Raw genomic sequence first — 22,710 nt, 5'->3', positions numbered from 1 at the left:
AATTATCAGACATCATGGCGGGAAATCGAACAGTGGTGGCGAATATCTGCATTTCGTAAATTAGCTTAAGTTTCCTTTTTCGATTCCAATTACTGTAGGGGAATGTACATTCGTTCTAGTTCGTATGGAACCTTTGAAAGAAATGTATTCTCGGGAATGGGTTCTCGGGTTGGGTGGTCACTTAAGTCGGGTTGATTCCAAAATCAATCCTTTGGAATTTCAAAAACAGGTATTTGCCTCTCCATGGAAAGAAATGGAATTGAAGGAGAGGATCAATCGTCTTTCTGATGTTTTGGTTCAATATTGGCAAGGTCCTATCTCTCAAATTTATCCTAACTTAATCAAATTAATAGAATCACTTCGTGGTGATGGAATCTCTGATTTTAATTTCCCATACATTTTTCTGAATGATATTGTCACCAAATCTGGATTAGATGAATTTGAAACGTCCATGAAGGTATTGGAAAAAGTTACAGTATTTTCTAGTGCAGAGTTTGCAATTCGATTTTTTTATAAACATCATTTTGATAAAACTCTAAAACAAATGCATCATTGGTCAAAACACAAAGAGCCAATGGTTAGAAGGTTAGCAAGCGAAGGCAGTCGCCCCATGTTACCTTGGGGTATGGGAATTCCTGAAATTAAAAAAAATCCAGAAATTCATTTATCTATATTAGAAACACTTTGGAATGATAAAGATGAAATTGTTAGAAGAAGTGCTGCCAATCATTTGAATGATATCTCCAAATTAAATCCTGATATTGTATTAGCGTTTTGTAAAACCAAGTTTGGCAGATCACAAGAGTTAGATAAAAACTTAAAACATGCGTTACGAACCCTTTTGAAAAAAGGAAATACCAAAGCTTTGGGTTTCTTTTCGTATGATACAAAATGGAAACCAGAGAAAATTAAGTTTTCTGTATTAAATAAGGAAATCAAAATTGGAAGTTCACTTGAGTTTACAATTTCATTCAACCAAACGCCTAAAGATAAAACTAAGATTAGGTTGGAATATAAAATCGGTTTTTTATTGTCCAATGGTTCCTATGGTTATAAAGTATTTCAGTTGGGTGAAAAGTTGTTGTTACCAAATGATAAAATTACAATTTCTAAAAAACATTCATTTGCTCCGATCACCACCAGGGTTTATTATCCAGGAACACATACAATATCCATTATACTCAATGGAAATGAGTATAAATCACAAAAGTTTGAATTAAAAAGAGGATAACAATTAATGTTGCAAAGATTTTTAATAATTTTTTGGGGAATTATTTTCCTTCTGCCTCTTTGGTCCTGTTCTGTGTTTTACTCTTCTGAAAGACCTAAAGTTGATTTTTCCAAACTTATCAAAGATAAATCATTGAGTTATGAGTTGGTTGGTTGGGATGACGAAGCAGATCGACGCCGAATTTCTTATATACTTGCGGCTTTACAATCATCCGGAAAATTCACCTCCTTACGTTACCAAGACCAAACAAATACTGATGCCCATGTTCAAATCATATTAGAATCAAGCCCAAGATTCAAAATCTTTTTGGGAGAAGCATCTGAACCTGTATCGTATTTGCCTGAGCGAAATCCTCTGAGGTTTGGAATTTATTTGTTCAATCGGTTTCTCGCAATTACTACTTTTTTTATCATTCCTGATATTGATCGAGATGATGATTATTTAGTTTTTAGGTTGAGTAAAAAAGGAAAACTAGAAAAGGAATACAGATATCCAATGGAATCCTATCGAGTGTTTGGTTGGGTTTCTCTCCTATTGATGTGGGGGGATGATAGAAAGGAATGGAAACCTATTCTTACAGAAAAAGTATCAGAATTTTTAGGAGATACTGCCAATGACCTTTAATCATAAGATACTATCACTATTTCATTCGGTTTTTATTGCGTTTTTTCTGAATTGTGCAGCTTTTTCAGATACAGTTATATCGAAAGAGCGCAAGTTTCAATCTATAGGAAAAGAAAAAGTAAGAATTGTTTTTACTGGGTTTTACCGCTACGAACAGGAAAAAAATACAATTGCTGAAATCTTCTTAAAAGAAGGCATTGTTGAAGATCCTGATTCCAATCTCGAATTAGAAGTGATTCTTCAAAAAAAAGAACCAGTTTATAAATATTTATTCATACATAGATTGAATTTTATTATAACTTTATTGTCGGGAGGTTTTGTGCCATCTCATATTCGGACAGAAAAAACACTTACCTTTAGATATTCTAAATTGGGTGCGGTTGAAAAAGAATCTGTATATGATATTGGAATGGATCAGTGGCGGGGTATACCGGTGGTTATTTTTATGATAACACATTGGCCAAATAAAATTTATAAAGAACAATTGATTGAAGCAACAAAATTGGAGATAAAAGAAATATGAGAATCTTCTATATAATTATGATTTCCTGTTTGGTTTTTTCTTGTATGGGGTTGAATCGGAAACTATTGTCGAATGAGAAGTTGGATTCCATAGACATTCAAAACCATAAACGGACATACATCGTTCATTATCCAAAAAAATGGGATGGCTCAGCTATACCTTTATTAGTTGCGTTACATGGTAGGTTTGGGTCGGGTTCAACTATGATCAAACAAACTAAGTTGGATCTTTTAGCTGATGCAAAGGGTTTCATTGTCGTATTTCCTGATGGTTATAAAAGAAGTTGGGCCGATGGAAGAGGAAATACTCCAGCAGATGAAAGCCAAATCAACGACATCGTTTTCATTGAATCAATGGTAAAACGATTGATTGCAGAAGGTTCTGTCAATCCTAAACAAGTATTTTTAGTTGGCCATTCCAATGGTGGATTTATGGCTCAAAGATTGGCTGCGGAAAAACCTGATTTATGGAAAGGTGTTGTAAGTGTAGCTGCGCAAATTTCAGTTTTTACTCTTAAAAGGAAATTGGCATTAAAATCGAACCCCGTTTCCGTTGGGATCATTGCCGGAACGGATGATCCCCTTGTTCCGTATAGCGGTGGCTACGTGAGAGATGGAGGTGAAATTCTATCTGTAGAAGATTCTATTCAACGATGGAAAGAGTGGAACGTTTGCAGCACCTCGGTTGAAAAAAAAACGCAAATATTTAAAGAGGATCTTACTGATATACATATAGATTTTTATCGGTATGAATCTTGTGCTGAAAATACCAAGGTTGGTTTGATTCAACTCAATGGACTTGGTCATAGTTGGCCTGGAGAAACGCCGATGATTCCTTTTATTGACCAAGGAAAAACTACAAAAGTGTTGGATGGTTCCAAACTTGTTTGGGACTTTATGGAAAGTTTGTGAATCAGCCAAAAGTTGCTTTGGTTACTGGAGCTTCTCGAGGGATCGGTCTTTCTATCTCACGAATGTTAGTTGGTGTGGGTTACAAAGTCTATGGTATCTCAAGAAATCCGGAGAACTGTAATTATAAAAATGAATTGTTTCATTTGATTGCTTGCGACCTTTCCAATGCAAAACAATTGGATCAGCTGCTTGATCGTATTCCTGAAAAAAAAGAAATTAGTTTATTAATACATAATGCCGGGATTGCTTATTTTTCTCCGGTAGAAGAGCTATCTTCAGAAAAAATCCGTGAGATGATTAACCTCCACATAACAGCACCTATGTTGTTGACCAGTCAATTGACTAGATTTTTGAAACAAAACCAAGGCCGTATTGTGTTTATTGGTTCTGTGGCTGGTAAAGAAATTTCGCCTTGGGGGAATGTCTATGCATCTCTGAAAGCAGGAATTCATCATTATGCTCGGGAGTTATTTGCAGAGTTACGAAAGTTTGGTGTAAAAGTACATTTGATCATTCCTGATATAACAAAAACTGATTTTTATAACAACTTAAACTTTGAACCTGACGAGGATCCAAAGTCTTATTTATTGCCGGATCAAATTGCAGAAGTGATTGAAGAGTTAGTTGTTGGGGATCGGAGTTGGATGATCCCAGAAATTCAAATTTCGCCAGAGCTTTTTAAGTTAAAACGTAAAAAACAAAATTAGCAAAATCACTCTCCGATGGGTGTTGCATTATCGGAAAATGGATCACTGGGTATTGTTGATCCATCGCGTTCTGCACTTCCACCAGAAGTCGGGATTATTTTCGCTATCATTGTATCTTCGTCTTGCTTTCGTTTGATGGCACGAATTTTTCCATCAGTTTCATAAAGTCGTTCTATTACTTTTTTAAGTAATAGAAATAGAAACTCTGGACTTTCTTGGCTCATCTGTCCGAAAGTTGTCCGATTGATGATTCCCAGTTTTGCTGATTCGGATACTACTACGATGGATGCTGCTCTCGGGCTATTGTTGATAATGGCCATTTCGCCAAAAAACTCACCAGGAAGAATACTTCTCAGTTTGACATGTTTGCCATCGATTTGTTTATAAATATCTAACTGTCCTTCAAATAAGAAAAACATAGCTCCGTTGGAAGGTACACCCTCTTTAAAGAGAACTTCTCCCCGTTTGATATTGATCATACTAAGTTTTGCGAGAGATTCTTTAAGTCCCATCACTTGACTCCGTTAGATCTTTTAGTTTTTGTTCTGCTTCTATCAAACGTTCAACGTAAGTTTGTAACAATGCATAAACAAACATGGGATTTGAATTTGCGATACGTGTTAAATTTTGTTTATCTAAGATGCCAAGTTGTGCTCGGTCTGAATCTATAAAAACTGTCATCGCTCTTGGGTGGCTTGAGATAAGTGCAATCTCTCCAAAAAATTCGCCTGTGGAAAGTTTACGCACTTCATGAAAATTTCCCTGATCGGGTGCACCCATTCCTACAGAAAGAGAACCACTAAGGATGAAATACATCTTCTCGTTAGACGGTTCTCCTTCCCTTACTATGATTTCTCCTCGTTTGAACGTCTTTGTAGGGACAGTGTTAACGAAGTCAAAAATGTTGATTCGATTATCTTTTTTAGGAATGGACATTAAAGGCCGCGGTAAATCTCAATCAGTTCAGGTACTTTCTTATCCTCCGCATATTCCAAAGGCGATTTTCCTGTTTTATCTTCTATTTTAGAATCTCCGCCATTTAAAACGAAAACCCTAGCCAATTCCAAAATGGAATCACTTTTACCAGGATCAAACTGGATTGCCAGTTCGGAAAGTATAGTTTTCCCTAGTTTATCCTGTTGGTTCATGTTCGCTCTTCTTTCCACTAGGAATAGTACTAATTTCTTATAACTTTCTGATTGGGTATTGTCTTTTGAAGATAAAAACTTTTGAATTGCTTTGTGTAAAACAGTGAGGCCGTTGTTATCTGTTAGGTTGGGATCTGCACCCAATGTAATGAGTTGCGACATGGTATCGATACGATTTCGATTAAGTGCAATATGAAGAGCACTTAATCCACGTTTGTTTTTTGTATTAGGGTTCACACCTTTCGTAATCAAAAGTTTAATCGTTTCATCTGCAAACTTTTGTTCTTTTTTATCAATATCCAATTTACAAACTATGGTGATTAGGTTTTCTCCTTCCTCGTTTAAGGATTGGAGATCGGCACCTGCTGTAGCCAAAAGTTTAAATGCTTCTGCATCCTTTCTTTCAATGGTTGAAAAAATCAAACTGGCCCCATCTTTTTGTTTCTGGTTGGGGTTGGCTTTTTTTGATAAAAGAAATTTTGCAATGGAAAGTTGTTTGTTCTCTAAAGCTAATGAAAGTGATGTTTCATTGGTTTTTTGGTTTAAGACATCCACAGGGACATTTTTTTTCACCAACTCTTCTACGATCTTAAGTCCAGATTTCCGGGAAGCTAAATGAATGGGAAGGTATCCGGATGGATTCGGTATCGTTAAATCTGCATTTTTTTGGATTAGGATTTCAGCGACCGCCCACTTGGAGGATTCAATGGATTCTTCAAGTGGATTTTTATTTGTGGATAGTGTTTGGTTGGGGTTGGCCCCCGCATCCAAAACGAGTTTTAAAAGATTAGAATCATTTTTTTGTAAAGCGAGTTCAAATAGCGTTTTGTTCTGTAAGTTTTTGGAATCTACATTAAGCCCTTTTTTTAAAAGTAAATTTACGGCCGTTAGGTTCTTTTTTTCTACAGCATAAAAAAGTAAGGATTCCCCGTCTGCAGTTTTGGCGTTTACATCGGCCCCGCGGTTCAAAAGAACTTCTAATCCTTGCGTAAACCCTCTTTCGATGGCAAAAACAATCGGACGAATGGACTTAGTATCTTCTGTATTGGGATTTCCATTGGAATCCAAACTTAAGTTTAAAAGTTTTAAATTCTTTTGGTCTATGGAAACAAAAACTGGAGTTCGACCCGTTAAGTCGGGAAGATTGATGTCTGCTCCATTTTGAAGAAGATAGGTGATGGAGTCTATTTTTGATTTTTCAAATGCTAAGTAAAGGGGGGATTTTCTTGGATTGTTCCTCAAATTTACATCGGCTTTGCTTTCAACAAGTAACTTCTGTACGGCGAGATTCGCTTTCAGAATGGCTACGTGTAGTGCGGTGTTTCCATCCGCATCGTAGGCATTGAGGTCAGCACCTTTATCCACAATGGTTTTAATCTGATTTGTGAAACGGGATGTGACTACATAGTGTAACAACGTTTTGCCGGATAAATCTCTTTTGTTGAGGTCAGCACCTTGGTTCAGTAAAATCTCAAAATGTTTGGGTTTGTTTTTTTCCACTGCTAGAACAAGGAGGGTTTTTCCCGATTCATCGCTTGCATTGATGTCACCACCATTGGTGATGGCTGTTTCAAATTCCTTTAGATTCCCTTTGGATAGAATTTGGACCATGTCGGGAACCACAACAGTGGCCGATGTAGTTTCGGCTAAGTTTTCTTGTGCAAAACTGCTACCAAAAGAAATGAGTAGAAGGAATAAACTTAAAGTAATTTGATTATGTTTCATTTGGGTAAATAAGCATCTGGATCCAAAGCTTGTTGGTCAGGGCCTTTCCTAACTTCAAAATGTAAATGAGGGCCGGTCGATTTACCGGTATTTCCTACCTGACCAATGATATCTCCAGTTCGGACAGTGTCACCTTCTTTTACTTGGCGTTCATTTTGGTGGGCATAGTAGGTAAATATATTATTTTTATGACTGATGATAGTGAGCATCCCATAACCACCGCTAGTTGTCGTGGTTCTCCATACTTTCCCATCACTCACAGCTTTTATCGGAGTGCCAATGGATGCCGGTAAATCAATCCCCGAATGGAAGGCACCAACCTTACCTGTGACCGGGTCTACCCTGGTTCCAAAGTTGGAAGATACATAACGATCGTTATCAACAGGGATCTGAAAATATTTGGAAATATCGTCACTGTCTACAAGGGGTCCACGTTCTTTGGATACAAACCCTCCGAATACCCAACCTTCCCATTCATCATTCCAAGAAACATACAGCCATTTAGAACGAACTCCACCGATGGTTTCGATTTCTTTTTTTGTATCTATGATTTTGATTTTTTCATCACCTGCAATTGTGGTTACAACTGAGCCATAGTCATTGGGTTCGTCCCGCATCCGTAGACTTGTGGAGCGCACATATCGTTTCTCTCCATTCTTTAGTTCATCAGGATTTTCTTGAGGGTAGGTGATTTCTCCTGGTTGGACATCGTAAGATACCACTTCTGATGTACTCAAATACCCACCAAACACCCAACCATTTCCATAAGCAGATGATATTTGATGCCAATGTGCAGTGATACCGTCGATGGTTTCTTCTGTTGTGGTGGATGTTTCGATTTTGACTTTCAGTCCTTTGGGTAATCTTGCCACAACATAGGCATTCACATCAGGTTCGCCTCTCATATTAAGAGAACTTGCTTCCACCCACATATCTTTTCCTTTTTTTGAATCCGAATAACCGGTGTCAGGTGAATCGGATATTCGTCCAGAAAGAGAAGATAAGTCTAAAGAAATGCCTTCTGTGTTTCTTGACTTAACTGCGGGTTTAGTTGTAGAAAGTAAGTCTTGGGTAATATATCCTTCTTGTTTGGATTTGGTTCGAACCAAAACCCAATGTGGACCTTCTTTTTTTGCAGTTACGTCTTGTTTTAGAACCATAACCACTTCCAAGGAATCTCCTTTTTTTACCTTCACTGTCGAACGATTGGAAACATTGTTTGAAGGTTCTAGTTGGAGAAAAAAACTATCTCCGGCAATTGCCAAAAGAGATTTTGATTTTTTCTCTTTTGCCCCTGGTGCCGCATTATGATCTGCAATTCCTTCTGCTTGTTTTAGGTCGATGGGGGATGAGGAAATTTTGAGTCCAGGGAATTTGGTTTGTACTCGATTTACAAAGTCATTGTACTTTTGTAAAATTTCTTCCTGTTTCTTTTGGTTTGCAGTAACAAGACCGGATTGCCTTTGTTTATCCCTTTCTTCCAATGTGGTTTGAGAAGCAATAGGGTAGTAACAGAAGAAAAGAAAAATAGACGTTAGAAGGATTCTCTGATTTTTCATAAAACAAGCTATAAGAAACCAAAGAAAATGAGAATGGTCAAGGTTTTTTGTTTAATCTTCCTCGGGTAACAGGGGAGTTAAAAAGTAAGAAATAAATTCCAATTTTCCCCTCATTGATGATTTTTCATATATAGAGGCAGTTTGATTTTCGATGGTGCGAAGGCTTTTTTTGCGGACCGCGGCAATTTGTTTTTGAGAGAACCCACGTAGTAAAAGTATGGCGATTTCCGTTTCTGCTTCCGATAGGTTCCATTCTTCCATTTGGGCCTTTGCCTCTGCCCAAAAACCCAGTTCTGGATTTTTTAAAATTCTGTTAGTGCGTTTTAAGTCGTGAATTTGGGACTTTGCTTGTACGTTTTCAACCGCTTCTGCCTTCAGTTCTTTATAAAGGATGAAGACCACAAGAAAGGAAGAAAGGGCAATGAAGGACTCTACCGTGGCAATAACAATTCGGAATCGGTCAAAATACTCAGGTGGGTTGGTCAGGGTGAAAATTTCTTCAGCAATCCAAACAATCAGAGATAAAACGTAAAAACCTAAAAAAAGAATTCTTACCTTGCGAGTGTCCATATATCTATCTGACTTTTGCAACTAGTCCTTGTATACGCAAGTCAGTTTCTTAGGTAATCACCACATTTGCGGATATCCTCCATGGAAGGATCGATAAAATTATGAGATCCTACCTACATGAACCGGTGGGCTTTCAAATTTTGCTTTCTCTGTTTCGGATTTGTATTGGCATTTAGCGGATGTACCAATTCAAAAAACTATGAGACACGATCTCAGTGTATGGATCGGTGTGTTCGCGAACAATATGTTTGTGCTTTGGCACTTGCCCCTCAATTGGACAATGCCACATCCACAACCGTAACTTGTATCACGATGTATGTGATGTGTTATGAAAAATGTCCCGTGGCATCCACTAGCAGGTCTACTACGACAACAAGATCCAGCAGTTCTTCTAGTTCGGGCAAAAAAGGTGGAAGCAGTTCCAGTTCAGGATCAGGTTCCGGTAGTGGGTCCAGTTCTTCGGGAGGAGGTAATTGAACTAGGAGCCTGTTTGTCTATAGATGATCTTAGCACCAATCTGCAAATTTTTATATAAATCTAAAAAGATTTGGTTGGGAACCATACCTTCCACATCTCTTGAAAATTCAGGGCGTAGCCGTTTTAAAAAATACATCCCCAGCTCACCTTTGTTTTTGGCTTTTATCTTTCCTCTATACTCGCATTCAAAGAATCGTTTTACTTTATCATAAGTGGTTTCTGAAAGATTGATTTCTCCCGCATCGCCAGAACTTTCCATTCGACTTGCTGTGTTGACTGTATCTCCCCAAACATCGTAAGCAAATTTTGTTTTGCCAACAACACCTGCAACAACTGGGCCCGTATGAATTCCAATTCGGATCTCCCAAAAATCTTGACCTAACATTTGTTTGAAGGATTTGATTTGAGTCATAAAGGATTTAATTTCCATAGCAAAAAGGCAGGCATCCACCGGATGAGTGAAATTCCCCTGTGGAATCCCTCCGGCCGCCATATAAGAGTCACCAATGGTTTTTAGTTTTTCGAAATTATGGCGGACAGCGATGTCATCAAATTGAGAGAAACATCCATCCAACTGTTCAATGAGATCTTCAGGAGAGAGCGATTCGGCGGCAGAAGTAAAGTTTTTGAAGTCAGTGAATAGAATACTTACCGACTCGTATTCCATCGGAGCCACTTCTCCTCTTTCAATCAACTCGTCGGCTAAATCTCCCGGTAGAATGTTTCGAATGAAGTGCAGAGTTTTTTCTCTCTCTTTTTCTAAGTCTCGCCTAAGGTTTGCATTGTGGATCGCACCAGCCACCTGTTCGCAAAAAGAAATAATTTCTGCGAATTCGTCTTTGGTCCAAGCTTGTTCTCGTGTGAGACGAGTGACACAAATGATTCCAATGGTTTGACCTTGGACAACAAGTGGAATCTGTCCAAAGAGTTCCAATTTAAAACTATCCACAATGGAGGTATCAATCGTAGAGAGTTGTTTCCATTTGATTGATTTTTTTAAATATACTGGTTTTTGTTTTTGGTAGGTTCTAAAAAGAGAACCTATGTTTGGTGATAAAACTGTCCGAAAGGTTCTAAGAAAATTACTTACAAGAAGCCCTTTATTAAAAACTTCTGCTCCTTCCATGAGGGGAACAAGAGAATTAGTTTTTAGGTCTACAAGAAGGATAAACCCTAACTCTACCCTATGATTGATTTTAAGATAAGAAAAAACTTCTCGAGTGATATCTTCAATTTGTGAATAAGAGTTTATCTTTCGATTGAATCGATGTAAGTTTTCTAATTTCAATCGGTTGGTTTCAATATTCTCTTTTTCCCTCTGAATCGTAATATTACCTTGTTTGAGTTCATTCAAAAGGTAACCAGTTTCAATTGTTCCTGCTATATAATCAGCAATAATTTTGATCTGGTTTAGTTGTTGTTCTGTGAGTTCAAAAATTCCGGAATAATCTAATAAATCAAGTGTGCCTATGAATTTGTTTCGTAAGTAAAGTGGAACGATCAGGAGAGATTTTAGATTTGCCGATTGTTTGTTTGCAAGTTCGACACCTTCCGTTTTATACGACTCAAAATCTTGGATATAAAAACTTCGTTTGCGTTTCCGAACGTAGGCATGAGCATACATTGTCACATAGGAATCGGAAACAGGGATCTTACGGCCCATAATTTCTTCTTTTACTTTCTCTGTGAGGTCTTCTGGAAAGTTGCTATGAAAGAATTCTAATGCTTCTAATTCTTCTTTGTAAACATATAATAGATAATGTGGAACTTTAAATTTTTCTCTGATGTAACGACCTAAGATATTGAGAATTTCTTTTAGGTCTGAAGCAGAATTGATTTCTCTAAGTAGGCCATCTAAATCAGAAAGTTGGGTATAGGAATCAACCAGTTTATCCGAAAATTCTTCTGAGATAGATTTGGTGTTGATTAGTTCTTTTTCTTTTTTAACCAGGTCTTCTTTGAGTAAATTCAATTCAGCTTGATAGGTAATGATTGCACTGTCTCTGTCTTCTTTTTGTTTGTATAAAGAAAATATCCAATACAGAATGCTAATAAAAAGAATTGCGATACCGAAAAGTCCGTAGATCATTTGATTAGAATTTTTGCTCCACGTTTCTGTTGTGTATACAACCGTCCAAACTTTTCGTTAGGCATAAACCCTGTATCATCGGACAAGTCTGGTTTTAAAGATAACAATTCATAAATTGGGAACTGGTCACCTTCGTATGTATCGATTTGCCGTTGATTGTCTATATGGAAAAGCCGTTTAACTTTTTCCATTGTTTCTAGTGAGATATTGATCGGAACACCCACTCCACCGCGTCGTATAGCCTGAGTTTGTGTTACCGTTTTTCCCCAAACATCGTAATTAAACTTTGATTTGCCGATGACTCCTGCAACCACTGGACCTGAATGGATAGCAATCGTAATTCCATTGGGGCGGAATGGAATGTCTTTAAAGTCATCCATCATTCGTATCACTTCGTTTTTGATTTGTAAGGCGGCTAGACAAGCATCTACGGCATGAGTAAAGTTTCCAACAGGAAGTCCTCCCGCCGCTAAATACATATCCCCAGTCATCCGAAGTTTTTCCATTCCTTGGGCTTTGATGATTTCATCAAACCGTGAAAAATATAAATCTAAACCTTCGATGAGTTCTTCTGGAGTGAGTTGTCCTGTAATTTGAGAAAATCCAGGAAAACTTGTCATGAGCAGAGTTACATTTTCAAATTCTACAGGATTGACTCTTCCTTTTTTCTGCAACTCTTCCGCTACGTTTTTGGGGAGGATATTAAGTAAAAGAGAATCGGATCTTTGTTTTTCCTCCTCTATTTTTTTAAGCAAAAAGTGGTTGTTGATGGCACTGGCAATGTGTTCTGAAACACCTACTATGGAATTGACTTCATCGGTTGTCAGTTGGATGTTTTCATCGCTGATTCCATAAACTGCCATGGCAACTACTTCATCATTGTTGACAAGAGGAGAAATAAGAAATCCATTCATCCCTGATTTTTCTGTGATTTGTTTGTCTACTGCATACGGCATATCTTTAGGGATATGTTTCATGTAGAAGTGGCGTTTTCTCTTGTAACATTTGTAAATAAATCCACTTTTTTCTCTCAGAGGGAAACGAAGGGTTTTGAAAAAGTTTATATTATCATCAACTAACAGATCGAAGCCAGAGTGGTTAAGGTAACGGAATTCATTGTATTCTTTGTCTAAAAAATATAGGACACAATGTTCGATTTTGTAGTTCTTGCGGATGAATCCGAAAATTTCTGCGAGGATATTTTCTAAGTTATTTTGCGAGTTTACGTTTTTGGCAAACTCATTCATTTTCTGAATTTCTGCCTTGGCTCTTTCGGATTTTTTTCTTTCCTCTTCTGTGATTTGTAATAACAAAGAGTTTTGAATGGCACCGGCAATTTGATCACAAAATCCAGAGATCCTTCTCAGTACTTCACGTGTGACCTCCATTGGTTTTTGGTAGGAAGTAAAATATGCAATACCAATGACTTCGTTTTGTACCACGAGAGGTACTGCGACAAAAGAAGAAAGACTTAGTTTCGAAAAGATTTGTTCGTCTAACTCTGATTCGTATCGTTTTGGTGGTTTAGAAACAAACAAGGCTTTTTTTCTGAGAAAAGTTTTGTAGATAATACCACCTTTTTCGTTTAAGGGAACACGGATTGATTTTGCAAATGACAACTGTTCTTCTGTGGCATAAGCAGGAATGGTTGTGTTGTAAGTATATAATTCTTTTTTCTTTGTGTCGATGAGTTGGAGGAGGGTCGCTTCGATTTCAAATGTTTTTAAAATGTAATTAAACATCTCTTGGATGATTTGTGAGAGACTAGACTCCGAATTGATTTTTTTTGTGAATTCGTTTAACTTCACAACCTCGTTTTTCGCATTTTCCATTTGCATTCTTGCATTTTCCGCAATGAACTTTTCACGGTTCATTTCTTCCACAAGGATGGAATTTGTTACGGCAGTCGCAATGTTCTCTGCAGTGTTTTCGACTAACTGGAGTTGTGATCTTGAAAAGTTAGTTCCTCTTTGTTCGCTAAAAAGAGCCAACATAGCGATGACTTTTCCTTGGGAACTGAGGGGTATGATCATTCCTGGATGTTTTCCGATTAGTTGCACAAATTTTTTGTTTGATTCTGTGAGGCGTGACTCTTTTACCTTTGCAAACCGGAAAGGACGATTCCTTTTGTATACATGATAAAAAAGTCCTGCACTTGGATCCAAGGGAAAACTCATTCCTTGTAATTTGGATTCTAACGCTAATCCAGAGTCAGGAGATACAACAGATTTGTGATAAATGATTTTTGAATTCTTTGCATCTATTAAAAGTAAAATCATCGAGTCGCAAAAAACTTCATCGTTCAAATAATCAAAGGCCTTCGCGAGAATGCTGTCAAGTTCGAGAGAGGTGTTTAGTGTTTTTGAAAATTCATTTAGTCGCTCGATGTTAGCTTTAGAATTTTCTAATTCGTGAGTTCTCTCGACAACAATGTCTTCTAATCCTTCTTTTAGGATGTTTAGTTCCTTATTGGAAACTTCTAATCGTTCCTTTAGTTTTTCTATCGAAAGGTAGGCTCTTGTGAATCCATAAGAAAGAATGTATCCTTGGAATAAAATAAAACCCAAAAATCCAAAGGGAGTAAGGTTCATTGTGTTGATTACATTGTTTTGGTAAAGGATATCATGGACAACAGTTCCAAAGACAAAACTAAACCCAATCAGAGATAAACCCGCACCCACTGTATCGGATCTGTAAGCCATGACGATGGCGATAGTGATCCTTACACAAACTAGTATCAAAAAGATTTGGAAGTAATGAATTTGGGCACTGAAGAAGGCAACTGGCAAAAATATAGAAACAAGAAATGGTGTGATGAGGATACCAAGAACCCACATCGTTTTTTTACCCACTGTATTGGGAAATACCAACCTATAAAAAAAAGCAAAGACAATGGTTGCGACATAAATAGTGGCAAATTCCAATCGAATGAGAAAATCCATAGGCATCCCAGGAAAGATGTTTAGAATATTCCTTTCGCCGATGGTAAGAAGCCGCATGACAATAAGTAAACTAAAAAGAGATATAAAGAGACTGGCTTTGTCTTGTCTGCGCATAACAAACAAACCCAAGTGATACAAAGCCCAGAGAAAGATACTTCCAGCTAGAAAGGAAGTGATTTGATAACTTCGGTTGACTTTGTCATATAACATTCGTCTTTCGCCGAGTTCCATACTTTCCCAAAATCCACCTTTGGAGTAGTGGAAGTTCGAAATCTCAAATACAATTTCGGTTTCGCCAGAAAGCGGTTCTAAATCCATAAGAACGGATTTATAAGATGGCTCAAAGTAGTTGGGATTGATTCCGAAACTTCCTTGTTCCACAACTAATTTGCCATTGATGTACAATCTGTACGCAGAGGAAAGATCAAGGTTGTGAAAGGCGAGGTTAGGGGTGTTTTCTGGGAAAAATACTTTTAACTTATATGTCGCATAACCAAATCCACCAAGAGGTTCTCCAAACCAATCGACACCTTTCCAATTAGAAGGTACAGTTTGGTAGATGTACTTAGGTTCTCTGCCGAGTTCGGTGTCAATTTGGATTCCCTTCTCCGTTTGTTTCCAATAAAATTCCCATTCTCCATCCAAAGTGATGTTTCCATCTTTTGTGAAGTCCCATGAAGATAAATCCAACTTCCCTTCCTTAGCAATAGGTTTGTTGCGATTGACTTCCGCACAGCCGGATAACGCAAAGAACATGCTGGATAGGAATAGTAAAATGGCTCTTTTCTTCATAGGTAGGCACTAAGGTTAAGAACTAGTGACAGAAAAGAAAAGGAAAAATTCAGGAATAACTTACTTTTATTTGCGAAGGAGAGAAATGTTTGTTCAGAGACGATGACATTAGTTCTAAAATTTCTTCTGTTTCTAATTTTGAATAAGAAACTATTTTATCTTTTTTTTCAAAAGCATGAAATAAAATGGAAGAGTCCTTTCTTACCTCTACCATTCTCTTCAAAAAATCAATATTCATTCTAAATCCGCCAAAACTAATGTCTGTAATGCCCTCAACATTTAGTTCTTTCCCTAGTTTGTCGGCTAACGATTGGTAATGGGTTTGCCAGTTGGGAACTCGTAGGATCGGATCAATACAAATGCGAACCTTCCAACCATCAGAGACTGCTTGGTTGATGGCTTTCAATCTAGCTTGTAGCGATGGGGTTCCATGTTCAATAACGTCGATGATGGCTTGAGGGCTCAAAGTCCAAGCTAAAATTACATTGGGATTGGGAGAGGATTTGGCAATTTGACTGTAGTTAGTTGACTTGGTTCGGATTTCTAAACTTAAGTTTGGCTGTGATTCGGCAAATTTGAGCCATGTTTTCGTTGCGGGGAAAAATGATTCCAACGCAAGCAGGTCTGTGTCGTAGGATAAGGCGAGGTAAAGTGAGTGATTTTTTTCTATAAAATCAGTTGTTGCGGAAAAAAAATCTTCCCAGTTCACGAATAACACGAGATTTGCGGAAGGAAACATCCCTTGTAAATAACAATATTCACAGTCATAAATACAGTTGAGTGCTAGTGTATTATAGTAAAAATGCGGATGAGAAAAGTTCGGTGAAAAATCACTTCCTGGATATAAGAATTGATCTTTTTTTGCGGCTAAAATTAATTTGGGAGTTTCTTTTTGGATTCTGAAGTTTTGAGAATTGCGATTGAAACTATCTTTATAATGACGAATCGGAATATGTATCGCATTTGGAAACTTATCTAATATCTCTTTGGTTCGAAAGTGGTCTTTAATCCCTTCTTCAATATAAATATGAGAAAATGATTTAAACATGAAGCGAGTTTCTCCATGATTCAAAGTAGGTTTTTAAATCGGTTTTGGATTCTAATTTTGCTTTTGTTGATTCATCGGGAAAGGGAAGTTGAGCCTTGGGATTTCGTAATCGGAAAAAACGAATCGATTTTTTTAGATCATGTTTCATAGTTTCTGTTAGGCGAAGATTTTGGATAAAATTTTCCACCTTTGGCCAGTCAATGGTTTCGATTTCGTCAACACAAACCCATGGCAAAGGAGAAATCCATTCTTCGAATAAAGTCCCGGCAGTTTTTGCCATCATCTTTTCCACATCTTCCGTTTGGCAAAACTTTCCCTCGAGGTGATCTGAGACTATTTTCCCCACTGCAATGTTTTCTAAGGGAAAATAAAGGGAAGCTGCTTCAAAAAAACCAGAACCTTCCATATCTACTAGACTGGTTCCAGCGAACTCTTCTTTTGTGAGAGATAAAAACCTGTCTACGTTTTTTTCTTTGGTGACTGGCTGATCAAAGGTTTTGAGATCTGTTTCCTTAGTCAATTGAGAGTTTACGATTCGATCGGGATAAAAATCTCTTTTTGTTGCGGTATCTGTAATTTTATGAATCCAAAAAAAATCACCTAATGATAGTTCGGATGTAGTGGCACCGGCAATTCCCAAATTCCAAACTTTCATTTGGTTTCTTTCTTCTTTAGATAAGGTGTGAGCAAATTCCGAAACAGCCAAGGCCATGGAAAGTTTTCCTGTGCCGGAAATAATAATAGAATGAGAACCTTTTTGGAAGATCCGAAATTTGCCAGAATGGGACAAAGGTTTCGCTTGTAATAGTTCCAACCATGGTTTGGCCTCGGAAAGAACAGCGAAAAACAATGCAGACATAGTCTAAACATGAAACAGGGGGGTTCCATGCAAAGAAAAGTTTTGTTTGCCATTTTTCTCTTTATGGGTTTTCATATCTATGCTGGAGCAAAAAAGATGTCATTCCATGATTTCAAAACAGTTTCAATCCAAGGGAAAGAAGTTTCCCTTTCCGAATACAAAGGACATCCTGTCCTGGTAGTCAACGTTGCATCTAAGTGTGGTTATACGCCACAGTATGAAGGCTTAGAAAAAATCCATCAGTCTTATAAGGATCAAGGATTGAAAGTGGTTGGATTTCCTTCCAATGATTTTGGTGGTCAGGAACCTGGAACAGAATCCCAAATTGCCGAGTTTTGCAAACTAAACTTTGGGGTCACTTTTGATCTTATGAAAAAAACCAAAGTTCTTGGAAATGACAAAGATCCCGTTTATCAATTTCTAACAGAGAATTCTAAGGAAAAAGGGGATGTGAAGTGGAACTTTGAAAAATTCCTGATCGATAAAAAAGGGAATGTAATGTATCGGTTTCCTTCTGGAACTAAACCGGAAAGTGCGGAGTTAAAACAAGCGATTGAAGCTCTTCTCTAGTCTGTTTAGGTTTTCGATTTTTTTAGTTCTTCTCGTGACTTACGAAATTTCTGCTGAGGAAATTCCCTTATCCGTACAAATTGTTCGGACTTCCACAGCAGAAACCGTTTCCATCACGGAAATTGTAAAGGAATCTTCCAAGTATGACGTCATTGTTTTGGGAGAAGAACATGACAACGAAGACCTCCATCGTTTTTATGAAGCTCTATTTAAAAGTATATCCGATCTAGAATCCACTTCTTTGTCTTTGGAAATGTTGGAACAAGACCAACAAAATATAGTGAATGAATTTATGAAAGGAACCATTTCGGAATCCCATTTTCTTTCTTCTGTAACTCAATGGAAAAATTTCAAAAGAGATTATTTGCCGTTAGTTTCCATTGCAAAAGATAAAAAATGTAATGTGGTTGCTGCTAATCCCCCTAGACGTTATGTAAATTTAATTTCAAGAAAGGGTTTGTCCGCCTATCGGGAGTTTTCTGACGGGGCCATACAATACCTACCGCCTGCTTATAGTTTGGAAAAGTATCTTACCGAAGATTACAAACAAAGGTTAACGGCTCTTTTTGTGGAAGGGCATGAAGGAGGCCATGGTATGGGAAACCAACACCTTGTTCTCGGGCAAGCCACTTGGGACCAAGGGATGGCCGAGGCAATTTCCCGTGAATTCTACAAAACAGGAAAGAAGGTGGTTCACTTAAATGGCAGGTTCCACTCAGATCGCACAGGCGGTGTCGTCCACAGACTACGGGAAATGGGGCTTTCTGTCTTAGTTCTCTCTGGATTTGTTAAAGATCGGGAAGAGAGTCGTGAATTTGCGAAAATCGCTGATTTTGTAATTTTAACAAACAGCCGATAAGATTAGGGAGAACCTATGTCGGCACCTTCTCCTAAATACCTTTGTCCCCACTGCCAAAAGGCATCTCGGCTACCAGAGCCAATCCCTAGGGACGGTAAATTTCAGCTAACATGTGCTCACTGTAAGGAAAAGGTAATTCTTAATTTTACAGATTATCGTTTTGAAATTTTACAGGTGGTTCCGAGAGAACCAGAGGTTTCTGATGGGACTCAGTCGTTCCAACCCTTTAAAATTCCCACACCTTCCATCACCAAACCAAACTCCTTTAAGGAAAGATCAGAGCCAAAATCAAAACCATTTTGGGAAAGAAAGGTGGTCTTTGAAAGAGAACCAGAAGTTCGGGCCTTCAAACCTAAACCCTTAAAACAAAGACTCATTAGTGGAAGAGGAAAAACTCCATCATTTTCCTATGTGAAACTTGCGTTTACAGTCACTTCTATTTGTTTGTTTTTATTTATACTCGGGTTTTCTTATTTTGTGGCGGGAGTGCTTGCGACTAAAAAAGAAGTGCCAATGTATTTGGAGTCACTTTCCAAAAACATTCCCACTAAAATTTTGGATCGTAACGGACAGATGGTTAGTGAAATTTTTCAAAAACGAACTTCCACCTTACATTTGCAAGACTATCCAGAAGATATGATTTCAATCCTTTTGAATATTGAAGATCAAAAGTTTTTCTTTCATGGAGGAGTTGATTATTCGGCAATCCTTCGAGCCTTTTTTAAAAATATCATCAACCTAAGTTATAAACAAGGGGCCTCTACTATCACTCAACAGTTAGCACGAATCATATTGGATGATCGTCGCAAAAGTTTGAATAGAAAGTGGAGAGAAGCACAACTTGCCTTTGCTTTAGAATCAGTGCTAACCAAAGAACAAATATTGGAAACCTATATGAACCATGTCTATTTGGGGCATGGAGCTTTTGGATTTGGGGAAGGAATTAAATTTTATTTTCAAAAAAATCCGATGGAGTTAAGTAAAGAAGAGATGGTGCTTCTCGCATCACTTCCATCGGCTCCGAACAAATACTCTCCACTCAAAAATCCAGAAGATTCCTATACTCGTGTTCGGGCCATTTTACAGATGTTTCGCAATCGTGGAATTTATCCTAATTTGGATCGTGAAAAGTTCGTTAGTTTCTATCATAATCTCTCTACTCGTTCTCCGAATGAAACTGTTTTTGGTTCCAGACAAGACATCGCTCCTTATGTAACAGAACATGTTCGCGGAATCCTTTCCTCCTTAGAAGGAGATAAGAATATTTACGAAAGTGGTGGCTATACAGTGGAAACCACTTTGGATCGCGGGGCACAGGAATTGATTGGTCCGATGGTTCGTGAGTATCTAAACAAAACAAGAAAGTCTGGAAAAATCCAAAAAAAACGAATCCGATTGAAACCAGAGTCACCCATGGATTTAGCATTTCGACAAAAGATGGAAGAAGTTGCTATCTTAAACGAAATGGTTTGGAATACGGACAGTTTGGATTCAGAAAAAGATACCAGTGCAGTCCAAGCTGCCATTGTAGGAATCCAACCAAACACGGGTCAGGTGCTATTCATTCATGGGGGTGAGGAATTTAACTCACAAAACCAGTTCAATCGGGCCACACAAATGCGTAGGCAAACGGGTAGTTCCATCAAGGCAGTGTTATACGCCTCGGCAATTGACGCAGGTGTAATCCAAGCCGGAACAAGAATTTTGGATGCACCTTTATACTATCGTGGTGGGGGAGGGAAGGAGTGGGCTCCCGAAAACTTGGGTGGAAGTTTTGATGGTGAGATTTCTCTTCGCACAGCCCTTGTGAAATCCAAAAACACAGCAGCCGTTCAAGTGGCAGAACGATTGGGAAGTGCCGGGATTGAACGTTATTTTACAAAATATTTTTTCCCGAATGATGCGGAAAAGAAAGCTCGCTACCGAGGTGATTTGTCATTGGCTCTCGGAACCTTAGAGATCTCCCCACTGGAGATGGCTTCTGCCTTTACTGGTTTTGTCAACCAAGGAACCGTAAAGAGGCCTTATCTCATCCAAAGAATAAAAAATGCAAAGGGTGTGATTTTGTATGAAGCGGGTGGAACGGACGAGTTTAAATTAAAATTGCCTCCGGAGCGCCAAGTGATTCGTCCCGATACTGCCGAGGTGATGGTGTCTTTACTTAAAGACAGTGGTCGCGCTAGTGGAGTACGAAACGGTGGTTATGCGGGAGACCTTATAGGAAAAACGGGAACGACAAATGATTATAAAGATGCTTGGTTTGTGGGGGCAAGACCCGATTTAGCTTTGGCAGTATGGATTGGTTACGACAATCCAAAATTTGGAATGGGTGGCAGTGGACTTGGTGGGGCTGTGGCCGCACCACTTTGGGGAGAGATAGTTTCTGCTATCGATAAAAAAAATATAATTCCAAAAATCCAGTTTAGTCAGCCTGTGTATGCAAAATCGCATAAAATTTGTTCCTTAACAGGAAAACTAGCATCCCCCACCTGCCCTGTGGCAAATGAACTCTATCTTTCTGATTATCCACCAGAAGGAATTTGTACGGAAGATCATAAGTCTGTTCAATCAGAGAATAAAGATTTGATGAAAGGATTGTATTAATTGAAAACAAGTTACATACAGTTCATTTCTTTTGGCAGCGTTCTATTCTCATTTATATTTACCCTTTCGCTTTCTGCCAATTCGTATTATGAGGAAGGGTATGAAATGGAACAAATGAATACTCTCTTTGCTATTCCTTTGTATGAAAAAGCCCTCAGTCAAAAACCATCTGGGAAATTACAAAAGGCAGTGGTTTCAAGACTTTTCTTTTTGTATAAAAAACATGGAAAACTTTTGGATGCTTTGTTTTTGGGGAGCAAGTATCCATCGCTCATCCCCTCCAAAGAAAGAAGTTGGATTTGGTCTCACCTAACAGAAATTTATAAACCCATTGGAGTATCCGAACTTTCGGCTACTTATGTATTAGCATCCAAGGCCTCTTCCGATAAGTTCTCCGAACTATCCGAACATTTGAAAATATCCAACGCACAAAAGTTATATGAATTTGCATCCATTCTTCTTTTGAAACGCAAACAATACAAAGTGATTTTATCCATTTATGCTGAAAATCCGTCGATGGCCAAAACCCCTTTGTTTATAGGGATTTCTGAGTTTAAAATTGGAGCCGATTCTGGTAAGGAATTTTTGAAAACCATACTCGGAGAATCGGAAAGTGAACGCACAGACCAAGAAAAGTCAGATGTTTTGTATTTGATGGGGGTATACTACCGCCAAACAACAGAATATGAATTGTCTGCTCGTTACTTTCGAATGAGTGGTAGTTTCGGATCCAAACCAAGGGCCGATTTGGAAACTACCAAATCTCTTGTACTAAAGGGAAATACAAAAGAGATGTGTTCCACATTCAAATTCACTCCTTCATCCACGGATGAAATCGAAACTCTTTTATACTTCTATTGTTCTCCGAATGCCAATAATTCTTGGAAACCTTATGAACCAAGCATTCGTATCTTAGCGGAAAGAGAAGGGAATGAATTTTTAACTTTGCTTTTTCCTGGGATAAACCAATGAAACGTAATTTCTTTTTTTATTCTCTCATTTTGAGCTTTATTTTTTTCACTTATCCAGCATTAGCTAATTTTTTAGTCACACCAGAACAGAACTTACGATTGGAACTTGTTGGATCTTCCAGAGATCAAATTCGTTTTTGTAAACAAAAGCCCACACAAGTGTTTGGGCGAAATGCCATTTCTCCTTCTCTCGCATGTCAGTTCCTACCGGAAACAGAGGTGAATTTGGATCAGTTCTTTACGGAAGAACTTACGGACACTGAAGAGACACAATGGGCCTTCTATGATGGATCGAGTAAACAACTGTTTCCCATAGTATCTTGGGAAGGACAAGAGCCAATGAATTTGATATCAGTGGTGCGCTCCAAACGCGGACAATTCGGAGTTCAAGTACAAAGGAAAAAAGACGGAGCCTATTTTTTCTATCGCACTAAGATGCAGAACTGGGTGATCTAGAAGGTAGGTTGTTATATTTTTGAATAATACTTGATCACTTAGATA

20 protein-coding genes are annotated in these 22,710 nt (G+C 38.1%); 11 read left to right on the top strand and 9 right to left on the bottom strand.

What is annotated here, in order from left to right; translation table 11 throughout:
- The first annotated feature begins 124 nt into the window (after positions 1-124).
- Genes LEP1GSC195_RS11365 through LEP1GSC195_RS11345 form a run of 5 tightly spaced genes read left to right on the top strand, consistent with a single transcriptional unit; the run spans position 125 to position 3,996 of the window.
- Entirely contained in the window at positions 125-1,231 is a 1,107-nt protein-coding gene (locus LEP1GSC195_RS11365; RefSeq protein ID WP_015681444.1) for a DNA alkylation repair protein, read from the top strand.
- Between the two features lie 6 nt (positions 1,232-1,237).
- Positions 1,238-1,855, top strand: coding sequence for a hypothetical protein (locus LEP1GSC195_RS11360; RefSeq protein WP_015680822.1), 618 nt, complete (start codon positions 1,238-1,240; stop codon positions 1,853-1,855).
- Complete coding sequence (locus LEP1GSC195_RS11355; protein WP_015681438.1) at positions 1,845-2,378, top strand: hypothetical protein; 534 nt, start codon at positions 1,845-1,847, stop codon at positions 2,376-2,378. The genes LEP1GSC195_RS11360 and LEP1GSC195_RS11355 overlap by 11 nt, the downstream gene beginning before the upstream one ends.
- Entirely contained in the window at positions 2,375-3,289 is a 915-nt protein-coding gene (locus LEP1GSC195_RS11350) for an alpha/beta hydrolase family esterase (protein ID WP_015682182.1), read from the top strand. Before LEP1GSC195_RS11355 ends, LEP1GSC195_RS11350 begins: the two co-directional genes overlap by 4 nt.
- Positions 3,286-3,996, top strand: a complete 711-nt coding sequence (locus LEP1GSC195_RS11345; protein ID WP_015682247.1) for an SDR family oxidoreductase — start codon at positions 3,286-3,288, stop codon at positions 3,994-3,996. Before LEP1GSC195_RS11350 ends, LEP1GSC195_RS11345 begins: the two co-directional genes overlap by 4 nt.
- A gap of 5 nt (positions 3,997-4,001) precedes the next feature.
- Here LEP1GSC195_RS11345 and LEP1GSC195_RS11340 read toward each other — a convergent pair whose 3' ends face one another.
- Genes LEP1GSC195_RS11340 through LEP1GSC195_RS11320 form a run of 5 tightly spaced genes read right to left on the bottom strand, consistent with a single transcriptional unit; the run spans position 4,002 to position 8,998 of the window.
- Complete coding sequence (locus LEP1GSC195_RS11340) at positions 4,002-4,508, bottom strand: Crp/Fnr family transcriptional regulator (RefSeq protein ID WP_015680574.1); 507 nt, start codon at positions 4,506-4,508, stop codon at positions 4,002-4,004.
- Positions 4,498-4,932 (bottom strand): Crp/Fnr family transcriptional regulator, encoded by a 435-nt coding sequence (locus LEP1GSC195_RS11335; protein WP_015681290.1) that lies wholly within the window; start codon positions 4,930-4,932, stop codon positions 4,498-4,500. The genes LEP1GSC195_RS11340 and LEP1GSC195_RS11335 overlap by 11 nt, the downstream gene beginning before the upstream one ends.
- Positions 4,932-6,869, bottom strand: coding sequence for an ankyrin repeat domain-containing protein (locus tag LEP1GSC195_RS11330; RefSeq protein WP_015682562.1), 1,938 nt, complete (start codon positions 6,867-6,869; stop codon positions 4,932-4,934). The genes LEP1GSC195_RS11335 and LEP1GSC195_RS11330 overlap by 1 nt, the downstream gene beginning before the upstream one ends.
- Positions 6,866-8,428, bottom strand: a complete 1,563-nt coding sequence (locus tag LEP1GSC195_RS11325; protein ID WP_015682407.1) for a peptidoglycan DD-metalloendopeptidase family protein — start codon at positions 8,426-8,428, stop codon at positions 6,866-6,868. Before LEP1GSC195_RS11325 ends, LEP1GSC195_RS11330 begins: the two co-directional genes overlap by 4 nt.
- Before the next feature lie 51 nt (positions 8,429-8,479).
- Entirely contained in the window at positions 8,480-8,998 is a 519-nt protein-coding gene (locus LEP1GSC195_RS11320) for a helix-turn-helix transcriptional regulator (protein WP_002971604.1), read from the bottom strand.
- Between the two features lie 219 nt (positions 8,999-9,217).
- Between LEP1GSC195_RS11320 and LEP1GSC195_RS11315 the strand changes: the two genes are divergently transcribed.
- Positions 9,218-9,475, top strand: coding sequence for a hypothetical protein (locus tag LEP1GSC195_RS11315; protein WP_015682055.1), 258 nt, complete (start codon positions 9,218-9,220; stop codon positions 9,473-9,475).
- A gap of 1 nt (position 9,476) precedes the next feature.
- Here the strand turns inward: LEP1GSC195_RS11315 and LEP1GSC195_RS11310 are convergent, their stop codons facing one another.
- From LEP1GSC195_RS11310 to LEP1GSC195_RS11295, 4 genes are read right to left on the bottom strand one after another with little or no spacing between them, the layout of a single operon-like run.
- A complete protein-coding gene (locus LEP1GSC195_RS11310) occupies positions 9,477-11,564 on the bottom strand; it encodes an adenylate/guanylate cyclase domain-containing protein (RefSeq protein WP_015682581.1) in 2,088 nt (695 codons plus the stop codon).
- The gene (locus LEP1GSC195_RS11305; protein ID WP_015680682.1) at positions 11,561-15,298 is read right to left on the bottom strand and encodes an adenylate/guanylate cyclase domain-containing protein; all 3,738 of its coding nucleotides are present in this window, start codon (positions 15,296-15,298) and stop codon (positions 11,561-11,563) included. Before LEP1GSC195_RS11305 ends, LEP1GSC195_RS11310 begins: the two co-directional genes overlap by 4 nt.
- A 49-nt stretch (positions 15,299-15,347) precedes the next feature.
- On the bottom strand, positions 15,348-16,346 hold the full coding sequence (locus LEP1GSC195_RS11300; protein WP_015681259.1) for an SPL family radical SAM protein: 999 nt from the start codon (positions 16,344-16,346) through the stop codon (positions 15,348-15,350).
- Positions 16,339-17,205: a nucleoside phosphorylase-I family protein gene (locus LEP1GSC195_RS11295; protein WP_015680584.1), complete on the bottom strand. Its 867-nt coding sequence runs from the start codon at positions 17,203-17,205 to the stop codon at positions 16,339-16,341. Before LEP1GSC195_RS11295 ends, LEP1GSC195_RS11300 begins: the two co-directional genes overlap by 8 nt.
- Before the next feature lie 9 nt (positions 17,206-17,214).
- Here LEP1GSC195_RS11295 and LEP1GSC195_RS11290 point away from each other — a divergent pair, with 9 nt between their 5' ends.
- Genes LEP1GSC195_RS11290 through LEP1GSC195_RS11270 form a run of 5 tightly spaced genes read left to right on the top strand, consistent with a single transcriptional unit; the run spans position 17,215 to position 22,665 of the window.
- Complete coding sequence (locus LEP1GSC195_RS11290) at positions 17,215-17,775, top strand: glutathione peroxidase (RefSeq protein WP_015681071.1); 561 nt, start codon at positions 17,215-17,217, stop codon at positions 17,773-17,775.
- The gene (locus LEP1GSC195_RS11285; protein WP_040506663.1) at positions 17,759-18,634 is read left to right on the top strand and encodes a ChaN family lipoprotein; all 876 of its coding nucleotides are present in this window, start codon (positions 17,759-17,761) and stop codon (positions 18,632-18,634) included. The genes LEP1GSC195_RS11290 and LEP1GSC195_RS11285 overlap by 17 nt, the downstream gene beginning before the upstream one ends.
- A gap of 15 nt (positions 18,635-18,649) precedes the next feature.
- Positions 18,650-21,238, top strand: a complete 2,589-nt coding sequence (locus LEP1GSC195_RS11280) for a transglycosylase domain-containing protein (protein ID WP_015680936.1) — start codon at positions 18,650-18,652, stop codon at positions 21,236-21,238.
- Complete coding sequence (locus LEP1GSC195_RS11275; RefSeq protein WP_015681590.1) at positions 21,239-22,210, top strand: hypothetical protein; 972 nt, start codon at positions 21,239-21,241, stop codon at positions 22,208-22,210.
- Positions 22,207-22,665: a hypothetical protein gene (locus LEP1GSC195_RS11270; protein WP_015682323.1), complete on the top strand. Its 459-nt coding sequence runs from the start codon at positions 22,207-22,209 to the stop codon at positions 22,663-22,665. The genes LEP1GSC195_RS11275 and LEP1GSC195_RS11270 overlap by 4 nt, the downstream gene beginning before the upstream one ends.
- Positions 22,666-22,710: the final 45 nt, after the last annotated feature.

The organism is Leptospira wolbachii serovar Codice str. CDC (genome assembly GCF_000332515.2).
Taxonomy (GTDB): domain Bacteria; phylum Spirochaetota; class Leptospiria; order Leptospirales; family Leptospiraceae; genus Leptospira_A; species Leptospira_A wolbachii.
The sequence above is the reverse complement of the archived record's forward strand: the minus strand, read 5'-3'. Positions and strand labels throughout refer to the sequence as shown.

Bases quoted from the DNA above. Each gene is read 5' to 3' on its own strand.
- LEP1GSC195_RS11330 (WP_015682562.1), bottom strand. From the start codon at position 6,869: ATGAAACATAATCAAATTACTTTAAGTTTATTCCTTCTACTCATTTCT.
- LEP1GSC195_RS11290 (WP_015681071.1), top strand. From the start codon at position 17,215: ATGAAACAGGGGGGTTCCATGCAAAGAAAAGTTTTGTTTGCCATTTTT.
- LEP1GSC195_RS11295 (WP_015680584.1), bottom strand. From the start codon at position 17,205: ATGTCTGCATTGTTTTTCGCTGTTCTTTCCGAGGCCAAACCATGGTTG.
- LEP1GSC195_RS11350 (WP_015682182.1), top strand. From the start codon at position 2,375: ATGAGAATCTTCTATATAATTATGATTTCCTGTTTGGTTTTTTCTTGT.
- LEP1GSC195_RS11315 (WP_015682055.1), top strand. From the start codon at position 9,218: ATGGATCGGTGTGTTCGCGAACAATATGTTTGTGCTTTGGCACTTGCC.
- LEP1GSC195_RS11305 (WP_015680682.1), bottom strand. From the start codon at position 15,298: ATGAAGAAAAGAGCCATTTTACTATTCCTATCCAGCATGTTCTTTGCG.
- LEP1GSC195_RS11270 (WP_015682323.1), top strand. From the start codon at position 22,207: ATGAAACGTAATTTCTTTTTTTATTCTCTCATTTTGAGCTTTATTTTT.
- LEP1GSC195_RS11335 (WP_015681290.1), bottom strand. From the start codon at position 4,932: ATGTCCATTCCTAAAAAAGATAATCGAATCAACATTTTTGACTTCGTT.
- LEP1GSC195_RS11325 (WP_015682407.1), bottom strand. From the start codon at position 8,428: ATGAAAAATCAGAGAATCCTTCTAACGTCTATTTTTCTTTTCTTCTGT.
- LEP1GSC195_RS11355 (WP_015681438.1), top strand. From the start codon at position 1,845: ATGACCTTTAATCATAAGATACTATCACTATTTCATTCGGTTTTTATT.
- LEP1GSC195_RS11365 (WP_015681444.1), top strand. From the start codon at position 125: ATGGAACCTTTGAAAGAAATGTATTCTCGGGAATGGGTTCTCGGGTTG.
- LEP1GSC195_RS11300 (WP_015681259.1), bottom strand. From the start codon at position 16,346: ATGTTTAAATCATTTTCTCATATTTATATTGAAGAAGGGATTAAAGAC.
- LEP1GSC195_RS11320 (WP_002971604.1), bottom strand. From the start codon at position 8,998: ATGGACACTCGCAAGGTAAGAATTCTTTTTTTAGGTTTTTACGTTTTA.
- LEP1GSC195_RS11360 (WP_015680822.1), top strand. From the start codon at position 1,238: ATGTTGCAAAGATTTTTAATAATTTTTTGGGGAATTATTTTCCTTCTG.
- LEP1GSC195_RS11310 (WP_015682581.1), bottom strand. From the start codon at position 11,564: ATGATCTACGGACTTTTCGGTATCGCAATTCTTTTTATTAGCATTCTG.
- LEP1GSC195_RS11280 (WP_015680936.1), top strand. From the start codon at position 18,650: ATGTCGGCACCTTCTCCTAAATACCTTTGTCCCCACTGCCAAAAGGCA.
- LEP1GSC195_RS11340 (WP_015680574.1), bottom strand. From the start codon at position 4,508: ATGGGACTTAAAGAATCTCTCGCAAAACTTAGTATGATCAATATCAAA.